General features: G+C 71.0%; 16 protein-coding genes and 1 pseudogene. 10 read left to right on the forward strand and 7 right to left on the reverse strand.

Annotated features, from left to right (window positions below; all coding sequences use genetic code 11):
• Positions 1 to 119 precede the first annotated feature (119 nt).
• The gene (map, locus tag ACFVXC_RS26485) at positions 120 to 977 is read right to left on the reverse strand and encodes a type I methionyl aminopeptidase (RefSeq protein WP_389909528.1); all 858 of its coding nucleotides are present in this window, start codon (positions 975 to 977) and stop codon (positions 120 to 122) included.
• A gap of 77 nt (positions 978 to 1,054) precedes the next feature.
• On the opposite strand from map, the gene ACFVXC_RS26490 reads away from it, so the two are divergent.
• Positions 1,055 to 1,279, forward strand: a complete 225-nt coding sequence (locus ACFVXC_RS26490) for a hypothetical protein (RefSeq protein WP_389909531.1) — start codon at positions 1,055 to 1,057, stop codon at positions 1,277 to 1,279.
• A gap of 45 nt (positions 1,280 to 1,324) precedes the next feature.
• Here the strand turns inward: ACFVXC_RS26490 and ACFVXC_RS26495 are convergent.
• Together ACFVXC_RS26495 and ACFVXC_RS26500 are read right to left on the reverse strand one after the other, a co-directional pair.
• Positions 1,325 to 1,501: pseudogene (locus ACFVXC_RS26495) on the reverse strand (MFS transporter); the annotation flags it as partial.
• A 360-nt stretch (positions 1,502 to 1,861) separates the two neighbouring features.
• Entirely contained in the window at positions 1,862 to 2,476 is a 615-nt protein-coding gene (locus ACFVXC_RS26500; protein ID WP_389909533.1) for a hypothetical protein, read from the reverse strand.
• 79 nt (positions 2,477 to 2,555) lie between these two features.
• Here ACFVXC_RS26500 and ACFVXC_RS26505 point away from each other — a divergent pair, with 79 nt between their 5' ends.
• The 3 genes from ACFVXC_RS26505 (at position 2,556) to ACFVXC_RS26515 (ending at position 4,705) form a co-directional block, all read left to right on the forward strand.
• Positions 2,556 to 3,659 (forward strand): exo-alpha-sialidase, encoded by a 1,104-nt coding sequence (locus tag ACFVXC_RS26505; protein WP_389909535.1) that lies wholly within the window; start codon positions 2,556 to 2,558, stop codon positions 3,657 to 3,659.
• Between the two features lie 48 nt (positions 3,660 to 3,707).
• On the forward strand, positions 3,708 to 4,412 hold the full coding sequence (gene npdG, locus ACFVXC_RS26510; RefSeq protein WP_389909538.1) for an NADPH-dependent F420 reductase: 705 nt from the start codon (positions 3,708 to 3,710) through the stop codon (positions 4,410 to 4,412).
• A gap of 104 nt (positions 4,413 to 4,516) precedes the next feature.
• On the forward strand, positions 4,517 to 4,705 hold the full coding sequence (locus ACFVXC_RS26515; protein WP_389909540.1) for a hypothetical protein: 189 nt from the start codon (positions 4,517 to 4,519) through the stop codon (positions 4,703 to 4,705).
• Here ACFVXC_RS26515 and ACFVXC_RS26520 read toward each other — a convergent pair.
• Positions 4,695 to 5,498 carry a site-2 protease family protein gene (locus ACFVXC_RS26520; RefSeq protein ID WP_389909543.1) on the reverse strand — a complete coding sequence of 268 codons (804 nt, stop codon included), beginning with the start codon at positions 5,496 to 5,498 and terminating at the stop codon, positions 4,695 to 4,697. The two genes, ACFVXC_RS26515 and ACFVXC_RS26520, sit on opposite strands and share 11 nt — an antisense overlap.
• A gap of 107 nt (positions 5,499 to 5,605) precedes the next feature.
• Between ACFVXC_RS26520 and ACFVXC_RS26525 the strand changes: the two genes are divergently transcribed.
• A complete protein-coding gene (locus ACFVXC_RS26525; protein ID WP_389909546.1) occupies positions 5,606 to 5,971 on the forward strand; it encodes a DUF6578 domain-containing protein in 366 nt (121 codons plus the stop codon).
• A 137-nt stretch (positions 5,972 to 6,108) separates the two neighbouring features.
• A complete protein-coding gene (locus ACFVXC_RS26530) occupies positions 6,109 to 9,450 on the forward strand; it encodes a BTAD domain-containing putative transcriptional regulator (protein WP_389910012.1) in 3,342 nt (1,113 codons plus the stop codon).
• A gap of 11 nt (positions 9,451 to 9,461) precedes the next feature.
• On the opposite strand, the gene ACFVXC_RS26535 is transcribed toward ACFVXC_RS26530, so the two are convergent.
• The 3 genes from ACFVXC_RS26535 to panB form a co-directional block, all read right to left on the reverse strand.
• A complete protein-coding gene (locus tag ACFVXC_RS26535; RefSeq protein ID WP_389909549.1) occupies positions 9,462 to 10,289 on the reverse strand; it encodes an ABC transporter permease in 828 nt (275 codons plus the stop codon).
• Entirely contained in the window at positions 10,286 to 11,305 is a 1,020-nt protein-coding gene (locus ACFVXC_RS26540) for an ATP-binding cassette domain-containing protein (RefSeq protein ID WP_389909551.1), read from the reverse strand. The genes ACFVXC_RS26535 and ACFVXC_RS26540 overlap by 4 nt, the downstream gene beginning before the upstream one ends.
• A gap of 362 nt (positions 11,306 to 11,667) precedes the next feature.
• Entirely contained in the window at positions 11,668 to 12,570 is a 903-nt protein-coding gene (gene panB / locus ACFVXC_RS26545; protein WP_389909554.1) for a 3-methyl-2-oxobutanoate hydroxymethyltransferase, read from the reverse strand.
• Between the two features lie 156 nt (positions 12,571 to 12,726).
• On the opposite strand from panB, the gene ACFVXC_RS26550 reads away from it, so the two are divergent.
• The 4 genes from ACFVXC_RS26550 (at position 12,727) to ACFVXC_RS26565 (ending at position 17,800) form a co-directional block, all read left to right on the forward strand.
• Complete coding sequence (locus tag ACFVXC_RS26550) at positions 12,727 to 14,319, forward strand: MFS transporter (RefSeq protein ID WP_389909556.1); 1,593 nt, start codon at positions 12,727 to 12,729, stop codon at positions 14,317 to 14,319.
• Between the two features lie 217 nt (positions 14,320 to 14,536).
• A complete protein-coding gene (locus tag ACFVXC_RS26555; protein WP_389910015.1) occupies positions 14,537 to 15,055 on the forward strand; it encodes a TetR/AcrR family transcriptional regulator in 519 nt (172 codons plus the stop codon).
• A 173-nt stretch (positions 15,056 to 15,228) separates the two neighbouring features.
• Complete coding sequence (locus ACFVXC_RS26560; protein ID WP_389909559.1) at positions 15,229 to 16,251, forward strand: endonuclease/exonuclease/phosphatase family protein; 1,023 nt, start codon at positions 15,229 to 15,231, stop codon at positions 16,249 to 16,251.
• A 331-nt stretch (positions 16,252 to 16,582) separates the two neighbouring features.
• Positions 16,583 to 17,800: an MFS transporter gene (locus ACFVXC_RS26565; RefSeq protein ID WP_389909562.1), complete on the forward strand. Its 1,218-nt coding sequence runs from the start codon at positions 16,583 to 16,585 to the stop codon at positions 17,798 to 17,800.
• Positions 17,801 to 17,843 lie beyond the last annotated feature (43 nt).

Raw genomic sequence — 17,843 nt, forward strand, 5'->3', positions numbered from 1 at the left:
CGAGGAGGGCGGGAACCAGTACGACCGCTACCGATCATCCGAGTTAGGCTTACCTAAGTCAACTGGTTCCCGACGCCCTGTCGGTAAAATCTGTCGGTGAAAAACTACCCGCTCAGAGCTCAGGGAAGCGTAAGGATCTCCGCCCCGCTGTCCGTCACCACGAGCGTCTCCTCGAACTGCGCGGTCCGCTTGCGGTCCTTCGTCACCACGGTCCAGCCGTCGTCCCACATGTCGTAGTCGTACGAGCCGAGGGTCAGCATCGGCTCGATGGTGAACGTCATGCCGGTCTTGATCGTCGTCGTCGCGTGCGGGCTGTCGTAGTGCGGGACGATCAGGCCGGAGTGGAAGGACGTGTTGATGCCGTGGCCGGTGAAGTCGCGTACGACGCCGTAGCCGAAGCGCTTGGCGTACGACTCGATGACGCGGCCGATGATGTTGATCTGGCGGCCGGGCTTGACCGCCTTGATGGCACGGTCGAGCGACTCGCGCGTCCGCTCCACGAGGAGCGTGGACTCCTCGTCGACGTCCCCGACCAGGTACGTGGCGTTGTTGTCGCCGTGCACACCGCCGATGTAGGCCGTCACGTCGAGGTTGATGATGTCGCCGTCGTTGAGGACGGTGGAGTCCGGGATGCCGTGGCAGATGACCTCGTTGACGGAGGTGCACAGCGACTTCTGGAAGCCGCGGTAGCCGAGCGTGGAGGGGTAGGCGCCGTGGTCGCACATGTACTCGTGGGCCACGCGGTCCAGCTCATCGGTGGTCACCCCGGGCGCGATGTGCTTGGCGGCCTCGGCCATCGCGCGCGCGGCGATACGGCCCGCGGTGCGCATCAGCTCGATGGTCTCGGGGGTCTGCACCTCCGGCCCCGTGTACGGGGTGGGCGCGGGTTTCCCCACGTACTCCGGGCGCCTGATGTTTCCCGGAACGGGGCGGATGGGGGAGAGCTCCCCTGGGACGAGCAGTGACTGGCCAGACATGCCAGCGAGTCTAACCAGCGGTGGTGGGGCACCATGGCTCCGAGAGCGGGACGCAGCGGTACTGAGAGGAGCGGGTCATGGCCCTGTTCAAGAAGCGCGCCGTCGGAAAGCCGGGCGAGTGGTACTACTGCCTGGAGCACGGGACCGTCGAGGAGGGTCCCGACTGCCCGGGCAAGGACCGCTTCGGCCCCTACGCCTCCCGCGAGGAGGCCCAGCGCGCGATGGAGACCGCCGCCGAGCGGAACCTGGAGTGGGAGACCGACCCGAAGTGGCATGACAAGGACCCCCGGGGCGAGGGCTAGGGCTAGGGCCAGGGGGAACGCCTGATCCCTCCTGCCGGGCATTCGTCACCCGGTGGCGGACACCTCCCGGCGCCGGGCGGCGTCCTCGTCCGTGCTCGCGTCGTACGAGAGCGGCTTCGGCAGCACCGCTGTCAGCGCGGCGACCGAGGCCAAGCGGGCGAGGCCGCCCGACCAGATGGCGGTGCGGGTGCCGGTCCAGCCGGCGGCGGCACCCGCCCGAACCGCGAGCGCGGAGACTCCCGCCGCCACTACGTACAGCGGCCGGAGCAGTGGCTCGGGGAGTCTGCAGCGGCAGCGCGATTTCTCCTGGCGGGGCGTCTTCCGTGGCGACCTGGATCGCCGCTTCGCGGCGGATCTTTCCCGCCCACCCACCCGATTACCCCGCATCGCGTGGCTGTTCTCGGCGCGACCCGATTACCCCGCATCGCGCGGCTGTTCTCGGCGCGACCCGATTACCCCGCATCGCGCGGCTGCTCTCGGCGCCACCCGATTACCCCGCACCGCACGACTTTCGCCCAGTCTGCGGTAGTTGGGAGGCATCCGCCGCCAAACGGCGGTTCAGGAGAGTGGCGTCACCTGACGTCACCACCGCGCCGGAGGCGGCGCCGTCAGTTGGTCGGCCAGGCGGGACAGCCGGTCCCGCAGCCGCCTCCGCCCCCGTGCGGCAGGCAGCGAGTTCTCGCCGGCCGCCGCGCTCACCAAGTGCTGGACCATGTCCAGGTCGAGCTCGGGCGACTCCGGCACGGCGAGAGCTTCGTGCGCCATGGCTCGCAGATCCCCGTGCCCCGAACCCAGGGCAAGCACGGTCGCCCCCGCCGCACGAGCGTCGTGCACCCGCTCAAGCAACCCCGCCCCCGGCGGCCGCGCGGGCGTGTCCGGCGCCACCACGAGCAGCGTCTCGCCGCGCCGCGCCGCCTCGATCCGGCCGAGCCCGGTCGACAGATGCGCGGGGTCGCCCTCCCGCACCCGGTGGCGAACGAGTGTGGGCGTCAGTTCCGGCGTCCCGGACCACGCCGCCTCGTCCACGAGATGCGCGGCCAGATGCCAGGGCTCGTACTCCTGCGTGCCCACGAGCAGCAGCCCGCCCCCGTGCGGCACCACGGAGGACCGCAGTGTCCCCGCGAAGCGGCGCGTCGCGCCCACCCACTCGGTCCCGGCGAGCACTTCGCGCAGCAGCGCGACCCGTACGGCGTCCATGGGGCCGCATCCTGCCTCAACACAGGAGTCGTCAGGCGGAGTTCACCGGGAATTCGCCCGAGGTGGGGAATGACCGGGGATGGCTGATGAGACATCTGTTCCCTTCCGGGCCGGGCGTGAGGGCTATGCGAGCTTCCGGATCCCCGCCGTCGTGCTCACGAACTCCGGCTCCCTCCTCGCCTTCTGCGAGGGGAGGGTCGGCTCGCGGGAGGACTTCGGCAACATCGACGTCGTACTGAAGTGGTCCGGTGACGGCGGCCGTACCTGGGGTCCGCTCCAAGTTGTCGCCAAGAACGGCGACAACCTCGCTGGCAACCCCGCACCCGTCGTCCTCGGCACCGGCCGGATCCTCCTCGTCCACGTCCGCAACGCCGCCGCCGCGACCGAGGACGCCATCCGGCGCGGCAAGGTCTCCGCGGCGAACGGGCGGCGGATCTGGGTGCAGCACAGCGACGACGACGGCCTCACCTGGTCGGCCGCCCGGGAGATCACCGGGCAGGTGAAGAAGGCGAACTGGCGGTGGTACGCGACCACACCCGGCCACGCGATCCAGCTGACCGGCGGCGGGGGAGGAGGGAGCGAGAGCGGCGGCCGGGTCGTCGTGCCCGCCAACCACTCCCTGCCGCCGACCGGCACGGACAACGGCACCGAGGGCAAGTACAACGGCGGCCACAGCCTGCTCAGCGACGACCTCGGCCAGACCTGGCGCATCGGCTACACCGACGACAACACCGACGGCTATGTGAACGTGAACGAGACCACCGCGGCCGAACTCCCCGACGGGCGCCTCTACTTCAACACCCGCAACGACTCCCCGGCCCCCGGAACCCGCGCCGACGCCCACTCCCACGACGGCGGCCAGAGCCTGGTCAAGCCCTTCCGGCCGCAGGCCGGGCTCATCGGCCCGGTCGTCGAATGCAGCGTGCTGCGGCTGCGTACACCGGACGTGCTGTTGTTCTCAGGGCCCGCCGATCCCGGCTTCCGTGCCCTGATGACGGTGCGCCGCAGCCGCGACGGCGGCACCACATGGCAGGACGCGTACACCGTGGACGGGCTGCCCGCCGCGTACTCCGATCTCGTCAGGGCCGACGAGGACACCGTCGGACTCCTCTACGAGACGGGCGACTTCAGCGCGTACGAGACGATCACCTTCCGGCGGATACCGGTGGCCGCGCTGGCCTGAGCCGAGCGGCGGCCGAGCGGCGGCCGAGCGGTGAGTAAGGTCGGCCGCATGACCTCTAACGACAGTGTGCAGAAGGCTCCGGCGAAGGATCCCTGGGAGCTGCCCGACGTCTCCGGGCTCGTCGTCGGCGTGCTCGGCGGCACCGGCGACCAGGGCCGCGGCCTCGCCTACCGCCTGGCCCGCGCGGGCCAGAAGGTGATCATCGGCTCCCGCGCGGCCGAGCGGGCACGGACCGCCGCCGACGAGCTCGGCCTCGGCGTCGAGGGCGCCGAGAACGCCCAGTGCGCGCGGCGCAGCGACATCGTGATCGTCGCCGTGCCGTGGGACGGACACGGCAAGACCCTCGAAGCGCTGCGCGAGGAGCTGAGCGGCAAGCTCGTCATCGACTGCGTGAACCCGCTCGGCTTCGACAAGAAGGGTGCCTACGCCCTGAAGCCCGAGGAGGGCAGCGCCGCCGAGCAGGCCGCCGCCCTGCTGCCGGACTCCCGGGTCACGGCCGCTTTCCACCACCTCTCGGCGGTCCTGCTCCAGGACGCGGACGTCGAGGAGATCGACACCGATGTGATGGTCCTCGGCGAGGTCCGCGCCGACACGGACATCGTCCAGGCGCTCGCCGCCCGGATCCCCGGGATGCGGGGCGTCTTCGCGGGGCGGCTGCGCAACGCGCACCAGGTCGAGTCCCTGGTGGCCAACCTGATCTCCGTGAACCGGCGGTACAAGGCGCACGCGGGGCTGCGCGTGACCGACGTCTAGGACGTAGCGGGCATGGGGGACACTGGGTGCGGACGCCGTCCGCGTACGTCGCTGCGCGGTGTCCCCGCGTCACCCGAACCGACCCCCGACAGGAGCCGACCCCCATGCCCCGCCTCGCTCTCTACGCCCTCACGGTCTGCGCGCTCGCCGTCGTGGCGGCCGTGGTCTCCTTCGTCCAGGGCAACTGGGTCGGCGTCGTCTGGGTGCTGCTCGCGGGCCTCTCGTCGAACATGGCGTGGTACTACCTGCGCCGGGCGAAGGCCGAGCGGAACGCGCGCGCCGCTACGGGTTGAGCGTGCAGTACTGGCTCGTGTCGCCGTCCCAGAAGCGGTAGAAGTCCTGGCCGCAGTAGGTCATCAGGTCGTTGACGCCGAGGCCGCGCAGGATGGCGTCGATCGCGTCGAAGAACGCGCCGTTCACCTCGGGGATCCACAGGATGCCGAAGACGGCGATCAGGCCGAACGGCGCGAACGGCTCCACCTGGCGGCGGATCTTGTGCGAGAGCCAGGGCTCGATGACTCCGTAGCCGTCGAGGCCGGGGATGGGCAGCGAGTTCAGGATCGCGGCCGTCACCTGGAGCAGGGCCAGGAAACCGAGCGCGAACCGGAAGGTGTCCGGGACGCCGGAGAGCGCGTCGAGCCAGAAGGGCGCGGTGCAGACGACCGCGAAGAGCACGTTGGTGAGCGGTCCGGCGGCCGAGATCAGGCTGTGCTTCCACTTGCCGTGGATCCGGCCCCGCTCGATGAAGACGGCGCCACCGGGCAGACCGATCCCGCCCATGATCACGAAGAGCACCGGGAGCACGATGCTGAGCAGCGCGTGCGTGTACTTGAGCGGGTTGAGGGTCAGATAGCCCTTCGCGCCGATGGAGATGTCGCCGCTGTGCAGGGCGGTGCGCGCGTGCGCGTACTCGTGCAGGCAGAGCGAGACGATCCAGGCCGCCGTCACGAAGAGGAAGACGGCGATCCCCGGATTGTTCGCGAATCCGGTCCATACGGCCCAGCCGGAGACCGCGGTGACGGCGGCGATCCCGAGGAAGACGGGGCTGATCCGCCGGTCGCTGCGTCGGGTGGGAGCGGTGGTCATGGGGCGGGGCTCCTGGGTCTGGCGGGCCGGTTGTCGTACGGGACCGTACCCCGGCGTACGACGAAAACGTCTCGCACTCAGTGGGGAGTTCCAGGGAAGGTGGGGGCATGGCGCTGTGGAACGTGATGTACGAGGACTGGCAGATGGAGTGCTGCGGGACGCCGTTCTCCGTGGGGGACGAGGTGACGTGGCAGCTCGGCGGCGGACCGTCGCCGTACTCCGTGGAGCGGCACGGGGACGATGGCCCTCGGACCACGGGGCGTGTGCGGTCGATCCAGCTGGTGACGCAGGGGTTCGAGCTGCGGGCCGGCGCGGACACGTTCGAACCGGTGGCGGGGGAGCGGTGGCTCCGCCCGGTGGAGAAGTGCCCGAAGTGGTTCGTGGATCCGGTGGAGGGGAGCCGGGAGCAGGGGTACTTTCGGCGGGAGGTGGGGGTGCTGGTATCGCTCGACGTACTGAAAGACGGCATGTGACCGGCGGCCTCGCGCACCGCGGGCACGCCGGGACCGGCCCGGCGGCGCTCGGCGAGGAACTTCGCGACGCCGGTGACCGACGGTGCGCCCAGGCCCGGCGCGGCACCTGGCACCGCTCCTCACCTCCACCAGAGACAATGGTCCCCGTGCGCTACCGCATTCTCGGCACCACTCAGGCATTCCGAGCCGACGGCACCCCCACCCCCGTCGGCGGCACAAGGCTGCGCGCTCTCCTGACGGTCCTCGCCCTCCGCGTCCCCCGCCCCGTCCCGGCGTCCGTACTCGTCGACGAAGTGTGGGACGGCGATCCGCCCGCCGACGCGACCGGCGCGCTGCAGGCACTGGTGGGGCGCCTGCGCCGGGCCGTCGGCGCCGGGGCGATCATCTCCACCGACGGCGGCGGCTACGCGCTGTGCGCCGGACCGGACGACATCGACCTGTACCGCTTCGACCGCCTCGCGGGCGAGGGGGCGAACGCCCTCGCGGACGGCGACGCGGCCAAGGCGGCGATGCTCCTGGACGACGCCCTCGCCCTGTGGCAGGACCCCGCGCTCGCCGACCTCCCGGACCGCACGGCGCAGGCCGCCCGGTGGGAGTCCCGCAGGCTCGAAGCCCGCCGCGCCAGGCTTGCCGCGGCCCTCGCCCTCGGCCGGGCCGAGCAGACGCTGCCCGAGCTCGCCGCCCTGTGCGACACCCACCCCCTCGACGAGCCGCTCCAGGCCCTGCGGCTGCGGGCGCTGCGCGACGCGGGCCGCCCGGCGCAGGCGCTCGCCGCGTACGACGGAGTGCGCCGCCTCATCGCCGACCGCATAGGTGCCGACCCCGGGCCCGAACTGCGCTCCCTCCACGCGGAGTTGCTGCGACACGACGCCCCGCAGCCGCCGCCCGCTCAGCCCCGCCCGCCGCAGAGGGCACAGGGCAACCTGCGGGCCAGGCTCACCTCCTTCGTCGGCCGCGAGGGCGACATCGAGGCCATCCGGGGCGACCTGGCGCGGGCCCGTCTCGTCACACTGCTCGGGCCCGGCGGCGCCGGGAAGACGCGGCTCTCGCAGGAGGCGGGCGAGGCCTACGCGGGTGGCGTGCCCGACGGCGTATGGCTGGCCGAACTCGCGCCGGTCGAGGACCCGGACGCGGTGCCGGAGGCCGTCCTCACCGCGCTCGGCGCCCGTGAGACGGTGCTGCGCGGCGCGGGCGCCGAAGAGATGCGGGCCGTGTCGGACCGGCACGGCGACGACCCCGTCGTGCGCCTCACCGAGCACTGCGGCTCCCGCCGCATGCTCCTGATTCTCGACAACTGCGAGCACGTCATCGACGCCGCCGCCCGCCTCGCGGACCGGCTGCTCGCGCACTGCCCCGGCCTCACCGTCCTCGCCACGAGCCGTGAACCCCTGGGCGTGCCGGGGGAGTTGCTGCGCCCCGTGGAGCCCCTGCCGGAGCCGATCGCGCTGCGCCTGCTCGCGGACCGCGGTGCGGCGGCGCGACCCGGCTTCCGTGTCGAGGACGACCGGTCGGCCGCGGCGGAGATCTGCCGGCGCCTGGACGGCCTGCCGCTCGCCATCGAACTGGCCGCGGCCCGTCTGCGCATGCTCACGCCCCGGCAGATCGCCGACCGCCTGGACGACCGCTTCCGTCTCCTGACCAGCGGCGCCCGCACGGTCCTGCCCCGCCAGCAGACCCTGCGCGCGGTCGTCGACTGGTCCTGGGGCCTCCTCGACAGCTCCGAGCGCACCGTCCTGCGCCGCCTCTCCGCCTTCTCGGGCGGCTGCGACCTGCCCGCGGCGGAGGCGGTGTGCGGGGCTCCGGACGAGCCCGGCGGCGGGACAGGTGTTCAGCCGCTCGACGTCGCCGACGTGCTCGGCTCCCTCGTCGACAAGTCCCTTGTCGTCGCGGCCCCTTCGCCGCAGGGCGTCATGCGCTACCGGCTCCTGGAGACCGTGGGCGAGTACGCGCGCGAGCGGCTCGACGAGGCCGGTGACCGCGCCGCCGCCGAGCGGGCCCACCTCGTGTACTTCCGGGAGTTCGCCAGGCTCACCGAACCGCGGCTGCGGGGCGGCGGACAGCGGCAGGCCGTCGAGGAGCTGGAGATCGAGTACGAGAACCTGCGCACCGCCCTGCGGCACGCCGTCGCCGCCGGGGAGGAGCAGGAGGCGCTCTGTCTGGTCCTCTCGCTCTCCTGGTTCTGGACGATCCGTGACCTGCGCGTCGAGATCCGCAACTGGTCCCGCGACGTCGTCGCTCTGGGCCCCGACCCCTTCGCCCGCCCCGTCACCCCGGTGGAACCGCTCTACGAACGCTGTACGGACGCCCCGCTGCCGATGCGCCCCGAGGTGCTCGAAGAGGCGCGTCGCGGAGTCCATCTCATCCAGCTCTCCTGCATGGACATGAACCTGGAGGCCTGGCAGACGCCCGAGTCCGTCGAGAGACTCGCGGGCATCCGGGAGGCCTACCGGCCGGGTCTTCCGCAGACCTGCTGGTCGCCGGGGAGCCTGTGGTTCTTCGCGGTGCTGCTGGAGGGGGACATCACCCAGCTGTACGACCTCATTGACGCGACCATCACCACCTGCCGCGAGCTCGGATACGACTGGGAGCTCGCCGCGTCCTTGCAGCAGCGCGCCAACATCCTCGCCAACCGCGCCGACTGGGCGGGCGACGCCCGCCGTGACGCCGACGAGTCCCTGGAGATCTTCACCCGGCTCGGCGACGTGTGGGGCATGGCCGAGGCGCTCTCCTCGCGCGGCGAGGCCAATGAGCGGCGCGGCCGGTACGGCCTCGCCGCCGAGGACTTCGCCGCCGCCATCGGGCACGCGGAGCAGCTGGGCGCCCCCGCGCAGGTGAGCGTGCTCACGGCCCGGCTCGGGGCGGCGCTCGCCGAGGCGGGCGAACTGGCCCGGGGCGAGGAGCTGCTCTGGTCGGTCATGGAGCGCGACGGCATGGGCGGCCACACCGGCGAGTCCCTGCCCGCCGCCCGGTTCTTCCTCGTCGACCTGCTCGGCCGCACCGGGCGGACCGCCGAGGCGCGTGAGCAACTCCGCCTCCTCCAGGAGGAGTTCAAGGCCGTCCAGTTCGTCATCTTCGAGGGTTTCACGCTGGGCGCCCAGGCATGGCTCGACACCGTGGACGGCCGCTATGCCGAGGGTCTCGCCACGGCGCGCAACGGGCTCGACAAGTCCCTCGACCCGCTGACCAAGATGATGGCGCCGCAGATGACCTCCGTCCATCTCTTCACCGCCGCCCGCGCCCTGGCGGCGCTCGACGGCGGTCGGCATGCCGCCGACGCCGCGCGGCTGATCGGCGTCGCCCGCCGTGAGCTGCCCTCCGGTCACTTCGCCGCCGCCGCGGAGCGCGAGATCCACACGGCCGCCGAGGAGGCGGCGCGCGCGGCACTGGGTGACACCGCGTACGAGGCCGCGTACGAGGAAGGCGGCGGCCTCTCCGTGGAGGAGGCCGCCGCTCTCTGCGACAGGTACATCACCGGCTAGCGGATCCGCACTCAGCTCTTGGTGCGGAACTTGTGGATCGCGATCGGTGCCATCACCACCGTGAGCACCACCGACCAGCCGACGGTCACCCAGATGTCGTGGGCGACCGGGCCGCCCACCATCAGGCCGCGCGCGGAGTCCGCGAGCGAGGACAGCGGGTTGTAGTCGGTGAAGGCCTGCAGCCAGCCCGGCATCGACTGGGTCGGCGCGAAGATGGACGACCCGAACTGCAGCGGCATCAGGACCAGGAAGCCCATCGCCTGCACGGACTGGGCGCTCTTGAGAGCGACGCCGAGGACGAGGAAGATCCACATGATGGCCGAGCCGAAGAGCGCGGACAGACCCACGGAGGCGAACAGGCCGCCCCAGTTCGTGATGTCGAAGCCCACCAGGACACCGACGACCATCATGACCGCCGTCGCGACGAGCATCCGCATGAGCTCCACCACGATCTTGGCGAAGAGCACCGAACCCTGACCGATCGGCAGGGTGCGGAAGCGGTCCATGATGCCGTTCTGGAAGTCCTGGTTGAAGCCGGTGCCGACGGCCATGGCGATGTTCATGCTCATCATCGCCATCATGCCCGGCACCACGTACTGCACGTACTGGTCCTGGCCGCCGCCGAGCGCCTGCCCGATGGAGCCGCCGAAGACGTACACGAACAGGAGCGTGAAGATGATCGGCATCAGGATGGCGTCGAGCATCGACTCCGGGTCCTGGCGGATCCACAGCAGATTGCGCCGGACGAGCGCGCTGGTGTGGCGCACGTGGTCGCGAAGACTGATACGGGCGTCGGCCTCTCCCTGGTGGAGGGGCGGCGCGAGAGTGGTGCTGCTCATACGGCAACCTCCTCGAGTTCGGGGCGGACGTCCTGCGGGGCGCTGGCCTTGTGGCCGGTGATGGAGAGGAACACCTCGTCCAGGCTGGGCAGTTCGGTGGCGATCGAGCCGATCGTGATGCCGCGCGCGGTGACCGCGCCGACCACGGCGGTGAGCTGCTCGTCGCTGAGGATCGGCACCAGGACCGTGCCGGACTCGGCGTCCACGGCCGAGGTGGCGATGCCGGTCAGGCCCATGTCGTCGAGGGCGCCGGCCAGCGGGTGCAGCTCCAGCGGGTCGGCCGGGCGGATGCGCAGGGTGCGTCCGCCGACCTTCGCCTTCAGCTCGTCGATGCCGCCGTTGGCGATGACCTTGCCGCGGTCGATGACGGTCAGCTCGGAGGCGAGCTGCTCGGCCTCCTCCATGTACTGGGTGGTGAGCAGTACGGTGACGCCGTCGCCGACCATGCGCTTGACCTCGGCCCACACCTCGTTGCGGGTCCGGGGGTCGAGGCCGGTGGTCGGCTCGTCAAGGTAGAGGACGGACGGGTTGCCGATCATCGACGCCGCGAGGTCGAGACGTCGGCGCATGCCGCCGGAGTATGTCTTGGCGGGGCGGTTCGCCGCATCGGTGAGGGAGAACCGCTCCAGGAGGGCGTCGGCCTTCGACCTGGAGTCCTTGCGGGAGAGGTCGAGGAGGCGCCCGATCATGTACAGGTTCTCGCGGCCGGAGAGCTTCTCGTCCACGGCCGCGTACTGACCGGTGAGGCCTATGACACGGCGGAGCTGGCGGGGCTGCTTCACGACGTCGTAGCCGGCGACGAAGGCCGAGCCGGAGTCCGGGACGACGAGGGTGGAGAGGCAGCGGACGAGGGTGGTCTTGCCGGCGCCGTTCGGGCCGAGGACGCCGAGGACCGTGCCCTCGCGTACGTCGACGTCCACGCCGTCCAGTGCTTTGGTCTCGCCGTAGTGCTTGACCAGTCCCCTTACGGTGACGGCGTTTCCGGCGCCGCCGGGGGTGTTGTCGATTCGCTTCATGCCGCAAGGTTGGCAGCCGCCACCGACAAACCACCGACAGTCCGCCGACACCTGCGACCGGTGGGGCCGACACCGCTCACCCACTCGATCACCCCGGGTACTCGGGCGGGTGGGCGGGAGACATCGCCGCGAAGCGGCGGACGAAAAGAGCCGCACACGCGGCGGCGGACGCGAGGGACCCGGGCCCACCAGGTGACCCCACCCGGCGAGGGAAGGCGAGGCCCGGCAAGCCACCCGCCGGGCCCCCCCCGCCCCGCCCCCCGGCGAGAGAAAAGCGGACAGCCCGTCGAAGGGGGGAGTTCGACGGGCTGCCGGTGGTGCCGCTATGGCTCAAGCGCCGAGCGCGAACGCGCCCAGCCGTATCAGTGGACCGAGTGCTCCGCGGCGGGGAACGCCCCGCCCACCACATCCTCCGCGAACGCCCTGGCCGCGCCGGTCATCACGGCCCGCAGATCCGCGTACTGCTTCACGAAGCGCGGCATCTTGCCGCCGGTGAGGCCCAGCATGTCCGTCCAGACAAGGACCTGCGCGTCGCAGCCGTCGCCCGCGCCGATCCCGACCGTCGGAATGTTCAGCGACCGCGTCACCTCGGCCGCCAGCTCCGCGGGGACCAGCTCGAGGACGACGGCGAACGCCCCCGCGTCCTGCGCGGCCTTCGCGTCGCTCAGCAGGCGGTGCGCCGCCTCGTCGCCGCGGCCCTGCACGCGGTAGCCCATGGTGTTCACGGACTGAGGTGTGAGGCCGAGGTGGGACATGACCGGGATGCCGGAGGAGACGAGCAGCTCGGTCTGGGGGAGCGAGCGTTCGCCGCCCTCCAGCTTCACCGCGCCGACCCCGGCCTCCTTCACCAGGCGCGTCGCCGAGCGAAGGGCCTGGACGGGTCCCTCCTGGTACGAGCCGAAGGGCAGGTCGCCGACGATCAGGGCGCGCGACGTGCCCCGTACGACGGCCGCGGACAGCATGGTCATTTCGTCGAGGGTGACGGGCACGGTGGTCTCGTACCCGAGGTGACAGTTGCCCGCCGAGTCGCCGACCAGCATCACGGGGATCCCGGCCTCGTCGAAGACGGACGCGGTCATCGCGTCGTAGGCGGTGAGCATGGGCCACTTCTCGCCCCGCTCCTTGGCGGCGGTGATGTCCCGGACGGTGATGCGGCGGGTGCCCTTGCCTCCGTACAGCGCCTTGCCGCTGCTGTCGGGGGACTGGGCGGACCGGCTCGCGGCGGTCCCCGCAGGCTGGGTCTCGGCAGCCGAAAGTTGCGTCATCGCAACGGCTCCTTCTCTTATCTCGAGGCGCCCTGACGGCGTCCCCGGATCCTCTCCATGGTGGCATCGCGTGCCGTCCGTCGGCTAGTGGACCCTTCGGTAAAGTCTTTACAATACGAGACGGTCTCGTATCGGAATGGTCCTACTCTGGGAGTCATGACTACTCCCGCCGGCACCACCGCGCGCATACCGGAAGCCGTACACCGGCGCCGTTGGGCGATCCTCGGCGTCCTGATGCTGAGCCTGCTGATCGTGGTGCTCGACAACTCGATCCTGAACGTCGCCATCAAGACGATCTCGACCCCGGCGCCCACGGGCCTCGGCGCCACCCAGAGCGACCTGGAGTGGGCCATCAACGCCTACACACTGGTCTTCGCCGGCCTCCTCTTCACGGCGGGCCTGCTCGGCGACCGGCTCGGCCGCAAGAAGATGCTGCTCGTGGGCCTCGCCGTCTTCGGCGTCGGCTCCGCGCTCGCCGCCGAGTCGGGATCGTCCCTCCAGCTCATCCTGTTCCGCGCGGTGATGGGTTTCGGCGCCGCCTTCGTGATGCCCGCCACCCTCGCCGTCCTGATGAACGTCTTCGAGCGCGACGAGCAGCCCAAGGCCATCGGCATCTGGGCGGGAGGTGTCGGCCTCGCCATCGCGATCGGGCCCATCACCGGCGGCGTGCTCCTCGACCACTTCTGGTGGGGCTCGGTCTTCCTGGTGAACGTGCCGATCGTGATCATCGCGATCGGACTGATGATCTGGCTCGTGCCCGAGTCGCGCGACCCCAAGCCGGGCCGCATCGACCTGATCGGCGTGGCCCTGTCCATCGTCGGCCTCGTCCTGCTCGTCTACGGCATCATCAAGGGCGGCCAGCTCGCCGACTTCACCGACCCCGCCGTCCTCGCGACCATCGTCGCGGGCCTCGCCGTACTCGTCGGCTTCGTGCTGTACGAGAAGCGCAGCGATCACCCCTCCATCGACATCTCGTATTTCAAGAACCGCGTCTTCTCCGCGGCGATCAGCTCTCTCGCGCTCGTCTTCTTCGCGCTGATGGGCGTGACGTTCTTCGCGGTCTTCTACACGCAGAGCGTGCGCGGCTACTCGCCCCTGCAGACCGGTCTGTTGATGCTGCCGCTCGCCGCCGCGCAGATCATCTTCGCGCCGCGTGCCCGCCTCGTCGTCGACCGCTTCGGAGTCCGCGCCGTGTGCTCGGGCGGGCTGCTGCTCCTGTCCGCGATGCTCGCCGCCTTCACGATCCTGGAGGCCGATACGCCGATCTGGATCCTGGAGGTCATGTTCTTCCTGATGGGCACCGGGATGGCGCACATCATGACGCCCGCCAGCGTCGTCATCATGCAGGCCCTGCCCCGCGAGAAGGCGGGCTCCGCCTCCGCGCTGAGCAACACCTTCCGCCAGGTCGGCGGCGCACTGGGTATCGCGGTGCTCGGCTCCGTGCTCTCCGCGGCCTACCGCAGCGGCGTGCAGGACAAGCTCACCCTGCTGCCCGTCGGTATACGGCACACCGCGGGCGAGTCCATCGAGGCCACCCTCGGATTCGCGGCCAAGCTCGGCCCGCGCGGTGAACCGCTGGTCACAGCGGCCCACGACTCCTTCTTGCACGCCATGCACATCACGGCGCTCTGCGGCGCGGGTGTGGCCCTGATCGGCGTCGTGGTCGTCGCCCTGTTCCTGCCGGGCCGCACGCCTCAGGAGCCGGAGGCGGAGCAGAAGGAGACCGACGCGGTGGGTGCGGGGCACTGACCAATGGAGACCAACGGGCCAGGGGGTCAGGGGGTCAGGGGGTCAGGGGTGAGGTAGTGACGGGGTGTGCCTGGCCGGGCAGGAGGGACAATCGGCCTGGCAGAGCGTCGGACGACGAGAGACGGAGCACACAGACGTGGCCCACACCGCCAAAGGCGTCCGAGGGCGCCCCCGCAGCGAGGCCGTCGAGCGGTCGATCGTCGAGGGTGTCCTGAAGATGATCGAGGACGGTGTGCCCCTCGCCGACCTCTCCATCGAGCGGATCGCGCGCACGGCGGGTGTCGGCAAGGCCACCATCTACCGCCGCTGGAGCGGCAAGGAGGAGCTCTTCGTCGACATCCTGCGCGGTGTGGACGACCCCCCTCCCGAACTGCCCGGGGACTCGATGCGCGGCGATCTCATCACCTGCCTCGACCAGCTGCGCAGACGCGGCGTGAACATGAGGTCATCCGCACTCCTGCACAACGTGTTCGCGCAGATGAAGAGCCTCCCGAAGCTGTGGGAGGCGTACCACGCGACCGTCGTCGAACCGCAGCGCCGCATCATGATCGGCGTGCTGCGCCGAGGCGTCGAGAACGGCGAACTGCGCGCGGACGTCGACATCGTGCTCGCCAACGACCTCTTCGTCGGTCCCATGCTCGTGCGCACCGTCCTGCGCTCCGACGCGCCGCTCGACGAGGACCTCGCCGAGCGGATCGTGGACACTGTTCTCGCGGGTCTGCGGCCCTCGGGGTGAATGTGAGTGTTTCGTTACAGAGGCCCGTTGTGCGGTGAGATGTGGAACTCGCCGCGCCGCACCGCTCGTCCTCGTCCCGTACGGCCGTCACGAACGGCGGGGAGGACACCCGTTCATCGCCTAGGGTTTCAGGGGCGAGGACGGTTGCACGGCATCAGTGAGGCGACGAGCGTATGGCGCAGGCGTATGTGACGGAGACGGGCAGCGGCGGTTCGGAACCGGGCCGCCAGGGCTCCCGGTTCCGGCGCCTGGTCGAGGGATGGCGCGGCGACCGGGGCATCTGGAGGCGTGGGCTCGTCACGGCCGGGGTCGCGCTGCTGCTCGCCCTGGTGATGCTCTTCCACGCACAGATCCCGAACGGCATCGGCAACCTCGGCAGCCTCATCGAGACGTTCCTGCCCTGGCTCGGCATCCTCGTGCCGGTGCTTCTCGTCGTCGGATTCGTCCGCAAGTCCGCCACCGCGCTGATCGCCGTGCTGCTCCCGGCCGTCATCTGGGTGAACTCTTTCGGTGGCCTGATCTACGACAAGTCCGGTACGGGCGGCGATCTGACGGTCGCCACGCACAACGTGAACGCGGAGAACGGCGACCCGGCGGGCACCGCCCGTGACGTCGCCGCCTCCGGTGCCGACATCGTGGCCCTCGAGGAGCTCACGGCGAGCGCCGTCCCGACGTACGAGAAGGCTCTGGCGGGCACCTACAAGTACCACTCGGTGCAGGGCACGGTCGGCCTGTGGAGCAAGTACCCGCTGACCCGCACCAAGTCCGTCGACATCAAGCTGGGCTGGACGCGCGCGATGCGCACGACGGTCGAGAGCCCCAAGGGCCGGATCGCCGTGTACGTCGCCCACCTGCCGTCGGTACGGGTCAAGCTGGACGCGGGTTTCACCGCCAACCAGCGTGACGCCAGCGCCGACGCGCTGGGCGAGGCGATCGCCGACGAGAAGCTCTCCAAGGTCGTGCTGCTCGGTGACCTGAACGGCACGATGAACGACCGCGCCCTGAACGTGGTGACCTCGCAGATGCGGTCCACGCAGGGCGCGGCGGGCGACGGCTTCGGGTTCAGCTGGCCGGCGTCGTTCCCGATGGCGCGGATCGACCAGATCATGGTCAAGGGCGTCGAGCCGCTGTCGTCGTGGACGCTGCCGCAGACGGGCAGTGATCACTTGCCGATCGCGGCACGCCTTGAGCTCTAGCCGCTGACAGGCTGGCCGAGCTCCGGCCTCTGACCGGCTGGGGAGCGGCGGCCCCGGGTCGACGGGGCGACGGGGGGGGCAGGGGCGTGGCGGTTCCCGCCCGCGGGCCCGTCGTGGCTGCTCGCGCGGTTCCCCGCGCCCGGCCCCTTCGGACGCTCCTGTCACACAACGCACATCCGTTCCTGCCACACAACGCACATCCGTTCTTAACCTCACGGAATACTGGGCCTGAGAGACTTTGTTCCGCTAGTAAACTTACGGAACACCCGTCCCCCTCGCGGCTCTCCCGCTGCTCCCCCGCATTCCTCTCGCGCTCCCCGGAAGGTTCTTCATGCCCCTGGCCCTGCTCGCCCTAGCTGTGGGCGCCTTCGGCATCGGCACGACCGAGTTCGTGATGATGGGCCTGCTGCCCAATGTCGCCGACGACCTGGGCATATCCATCCCCACCGCCGGTCACCTGGTCTCCGCGTATGCCCTGGGCGTCGTCATCGGTGCCCCGCTGCTCGCCGCCGTCACCGCACGCATGCCGCGCCGCCGGGTCCTCATCGGCCTGATGGTGCTCTTCGTCGCGGGCAACGCGCTCTCGGCCGCGGCCCCCGACTACCACTGGCTGATGGCGGCCCGCTTCCTGAGCGGTCTCCCGCACGGCGCGTTCTTCGGCGTCGGCGCGGTGGTCGCCACCGGCCTGGTGGCTCCCGAGCGCAAGGCGCGCTCGGTCTCGCTCATGTTCCTCGGCCTGACCGTCGCCAACATCGTGGGCGTGCCCGTGGCCACGGCGATGGGGCAGCAGCTCGGGTGGCGCGCGACGTTCCTCGCGGTCAGCGCGATCGGCCTGGTGGCGATAGCGGCGCTCGCCTTCCTCGTCCCCGCCGATCACGGCCACGGCGAGAGCGGCGGCCTGCGCGGCGAGATCCGGGCGCTCGGCAGCGTTCCGGTGTGGCTCGCGCTCGGTACGACCGTCGCCGGTTTCGGGGCGCTGTTCTCCGCGTACAGCTATGTGACGCCCATGCTCACGGACGCGGCGGGCTACGCCGAATCCAGCGTTACGCTGCTGCTCGCGCTGTTCGGCGTCGGCGCGACGGCGGGCAACCTGCTCGGCGGCCGACTCGCCGACCACTCCCTGCGGGGCACGCTCTTCGGCGGTCTCACGGCGCTTGTCGTGGTCCTCGCCCTGTTCCCGCTCCTGATGGCAACGGCGTGGAGCGCCGCGATCGCGGTGACGCTGCTCGGCATGGCGGCGTTCACGACGGGTTCGCCCCTGCAGCTGATGGTCATGGAGAAGGCGTCCGCGGCCCCGTCCCTCGCCTCGTCCGCGAACCAGGCGGCGTTCAACCTCGCCAACGCGGGTGGAGCCTGGATCGGCGGCCTCGCACTGGCCGCGGGCTTCGGCGTGACGTCACCGGCGGTGGCGGGCGCGGTCCTCGCGGTGCTCGGCCTCGCCGTGGCCGCGGTGGCGTATCTGGTGGACCTGCGGTCGCCCGCGCCCGTGGTGGGCGGCGAGCGGCTCGTGGCTTCGGGGGAGCCCCTGCGGGAGCCGTCCCGCCGGTAGTGCTCCTCGTCCTCGGTTACTCGTCCTTGGGTGACGCGTGGGT

It is taken from the genome of Streptomyces sp. NPDC058257 (genome assembly GCF_042881845.1).
In the GTDB taxonomy this organism is placed as follows: Bacteria; Actinomycetota; Actinomycetes; order Streptomycetales; family Streptomycetaceae; genus Streptomyces.

What these genes read in the sequence shown, in the direction of transcription:
- map (WP_389909528.1), bottom strand. Translation starts at nt 977, where the DNA reads ATGTCTGGCCAGTCACTGCTCGTCCCAGGGGAGCTCTCCCCCATCCGC.
- ACFVXC_RS26490 (WP_389909531.1), top strand. Translation starts at nt 1,055, where the DNA reads ATGGCCCTGTTCAAGAAGCGCGCCGTCGGAAAGCCGGGCGAGTGGTAC.
- ACFVXC_RS26500 (WP_389909533.1), bottom strand. Translation starts at nt 2,476, where the DNA reads ATGGACGCCGTACGGGTCGCGCTGCTGCGCGAAGTGCTCGCCGGGACC.
- ACFVXC_RS26505 (WP_389909535.1), top strand. Translation starts at nt 2,556, where the DNA reads ATGGCTGATGAGACATCTGTTCCCTTCCGGGCCGGGCGTGAGGGCTAT.
- npdG (WP_389909538.1), top strand. Translation starts at nt 3,708, where the DNA reads ATGACCTCTAACGACAGTGTGCAGAAGGCTCCGGCGAAGGATCCCTGG.
- ACFVXC_RS26515 (WP_389909540.1), top strand. Translation starts at nt 4,517, where the DNA reads ATGCCCCGCCTCGCTCTCTACGCCCTCACGGTCTGCGCGCTCGCCGTC.
- ACFVXC_RS26520 (WP_389909543.1), bottom strand. Translation starts at nt 5,498, where the DNA reads ATGACCACCGCTCCCACCCGACGCAGCGACCGGCGGATCAGCCCCGTC.
- ACFVXC_RS26525 (WP_389909546.1), top strand. Translation starts at nt 5,606, where the DNA reads ATGGCGCTGTGGAACGTGATGTACGAGGACTGGCAGATGGAGTGCTGC.
- ACFVXC_RS26530 (WP_389910012.1), top strand. Translation starts at nt 6,109, where the DNA reads ATGGTCCCCGTGCGCTACCGCATTCTCGGCACCACTCAGGCATTCCGA.
- ACFVXC_RS26535 (WP_389909549.1), bottom strand. Translation starts at nt 10,289, where the DNA reads ATGAGCAGCACCACTCTCGCGCCGCCCCTCCACCAGGGAGAGGCCGAC.
- ACFVXC_RS26540 (WP_389909551.1), bottom strand. Translation starts at nt 11,305, where the DNA reads ATGAAGCGAATCGACAACACCCCCGGCGGCGCCGGAAACGCCGTCACC.
- panB (WP_389909554.1), bottom strand. Translation starts at nt 12,570, where the DNA reads ATGACGCAACTTTCGGCTGCCGAGACCCAGCCTGCGGGGACCGCCGCG.
- ACFVXC_RS26550 (WP_389909556.1), top strand. Translation starts at nt 12,727, where the DNA reads ATGACTACTCCCGCCGGCACCACCGCGCGCATACCGGAAGCCGTACAC.
- ACFVXC_RS26555 (WP_389910015.1), top strand. Translation starts at nt 14,537, where the DNA reads ATGATCGAGGACGGTGTGCCCCTCGCCGACCTCTCCATCGAGCGGATC.
- ACFVXC_RS26560 (WP_389909559.1), top strand. Translation starts at nt 15,229, where the DNA reads ATGGCGCAGGCGTATGTGACGGAGACGGGCAGCGGCGGTTCGGAACCG.
- ACFVXC_RS26565 (WP_389909562.1), top strand. Translation starts at nt 16,583, where the DNA reads ATGCCCCTGGCCCTGCTCGCCCTAGCTGTGGGCGCCTTCGGCATCGGC.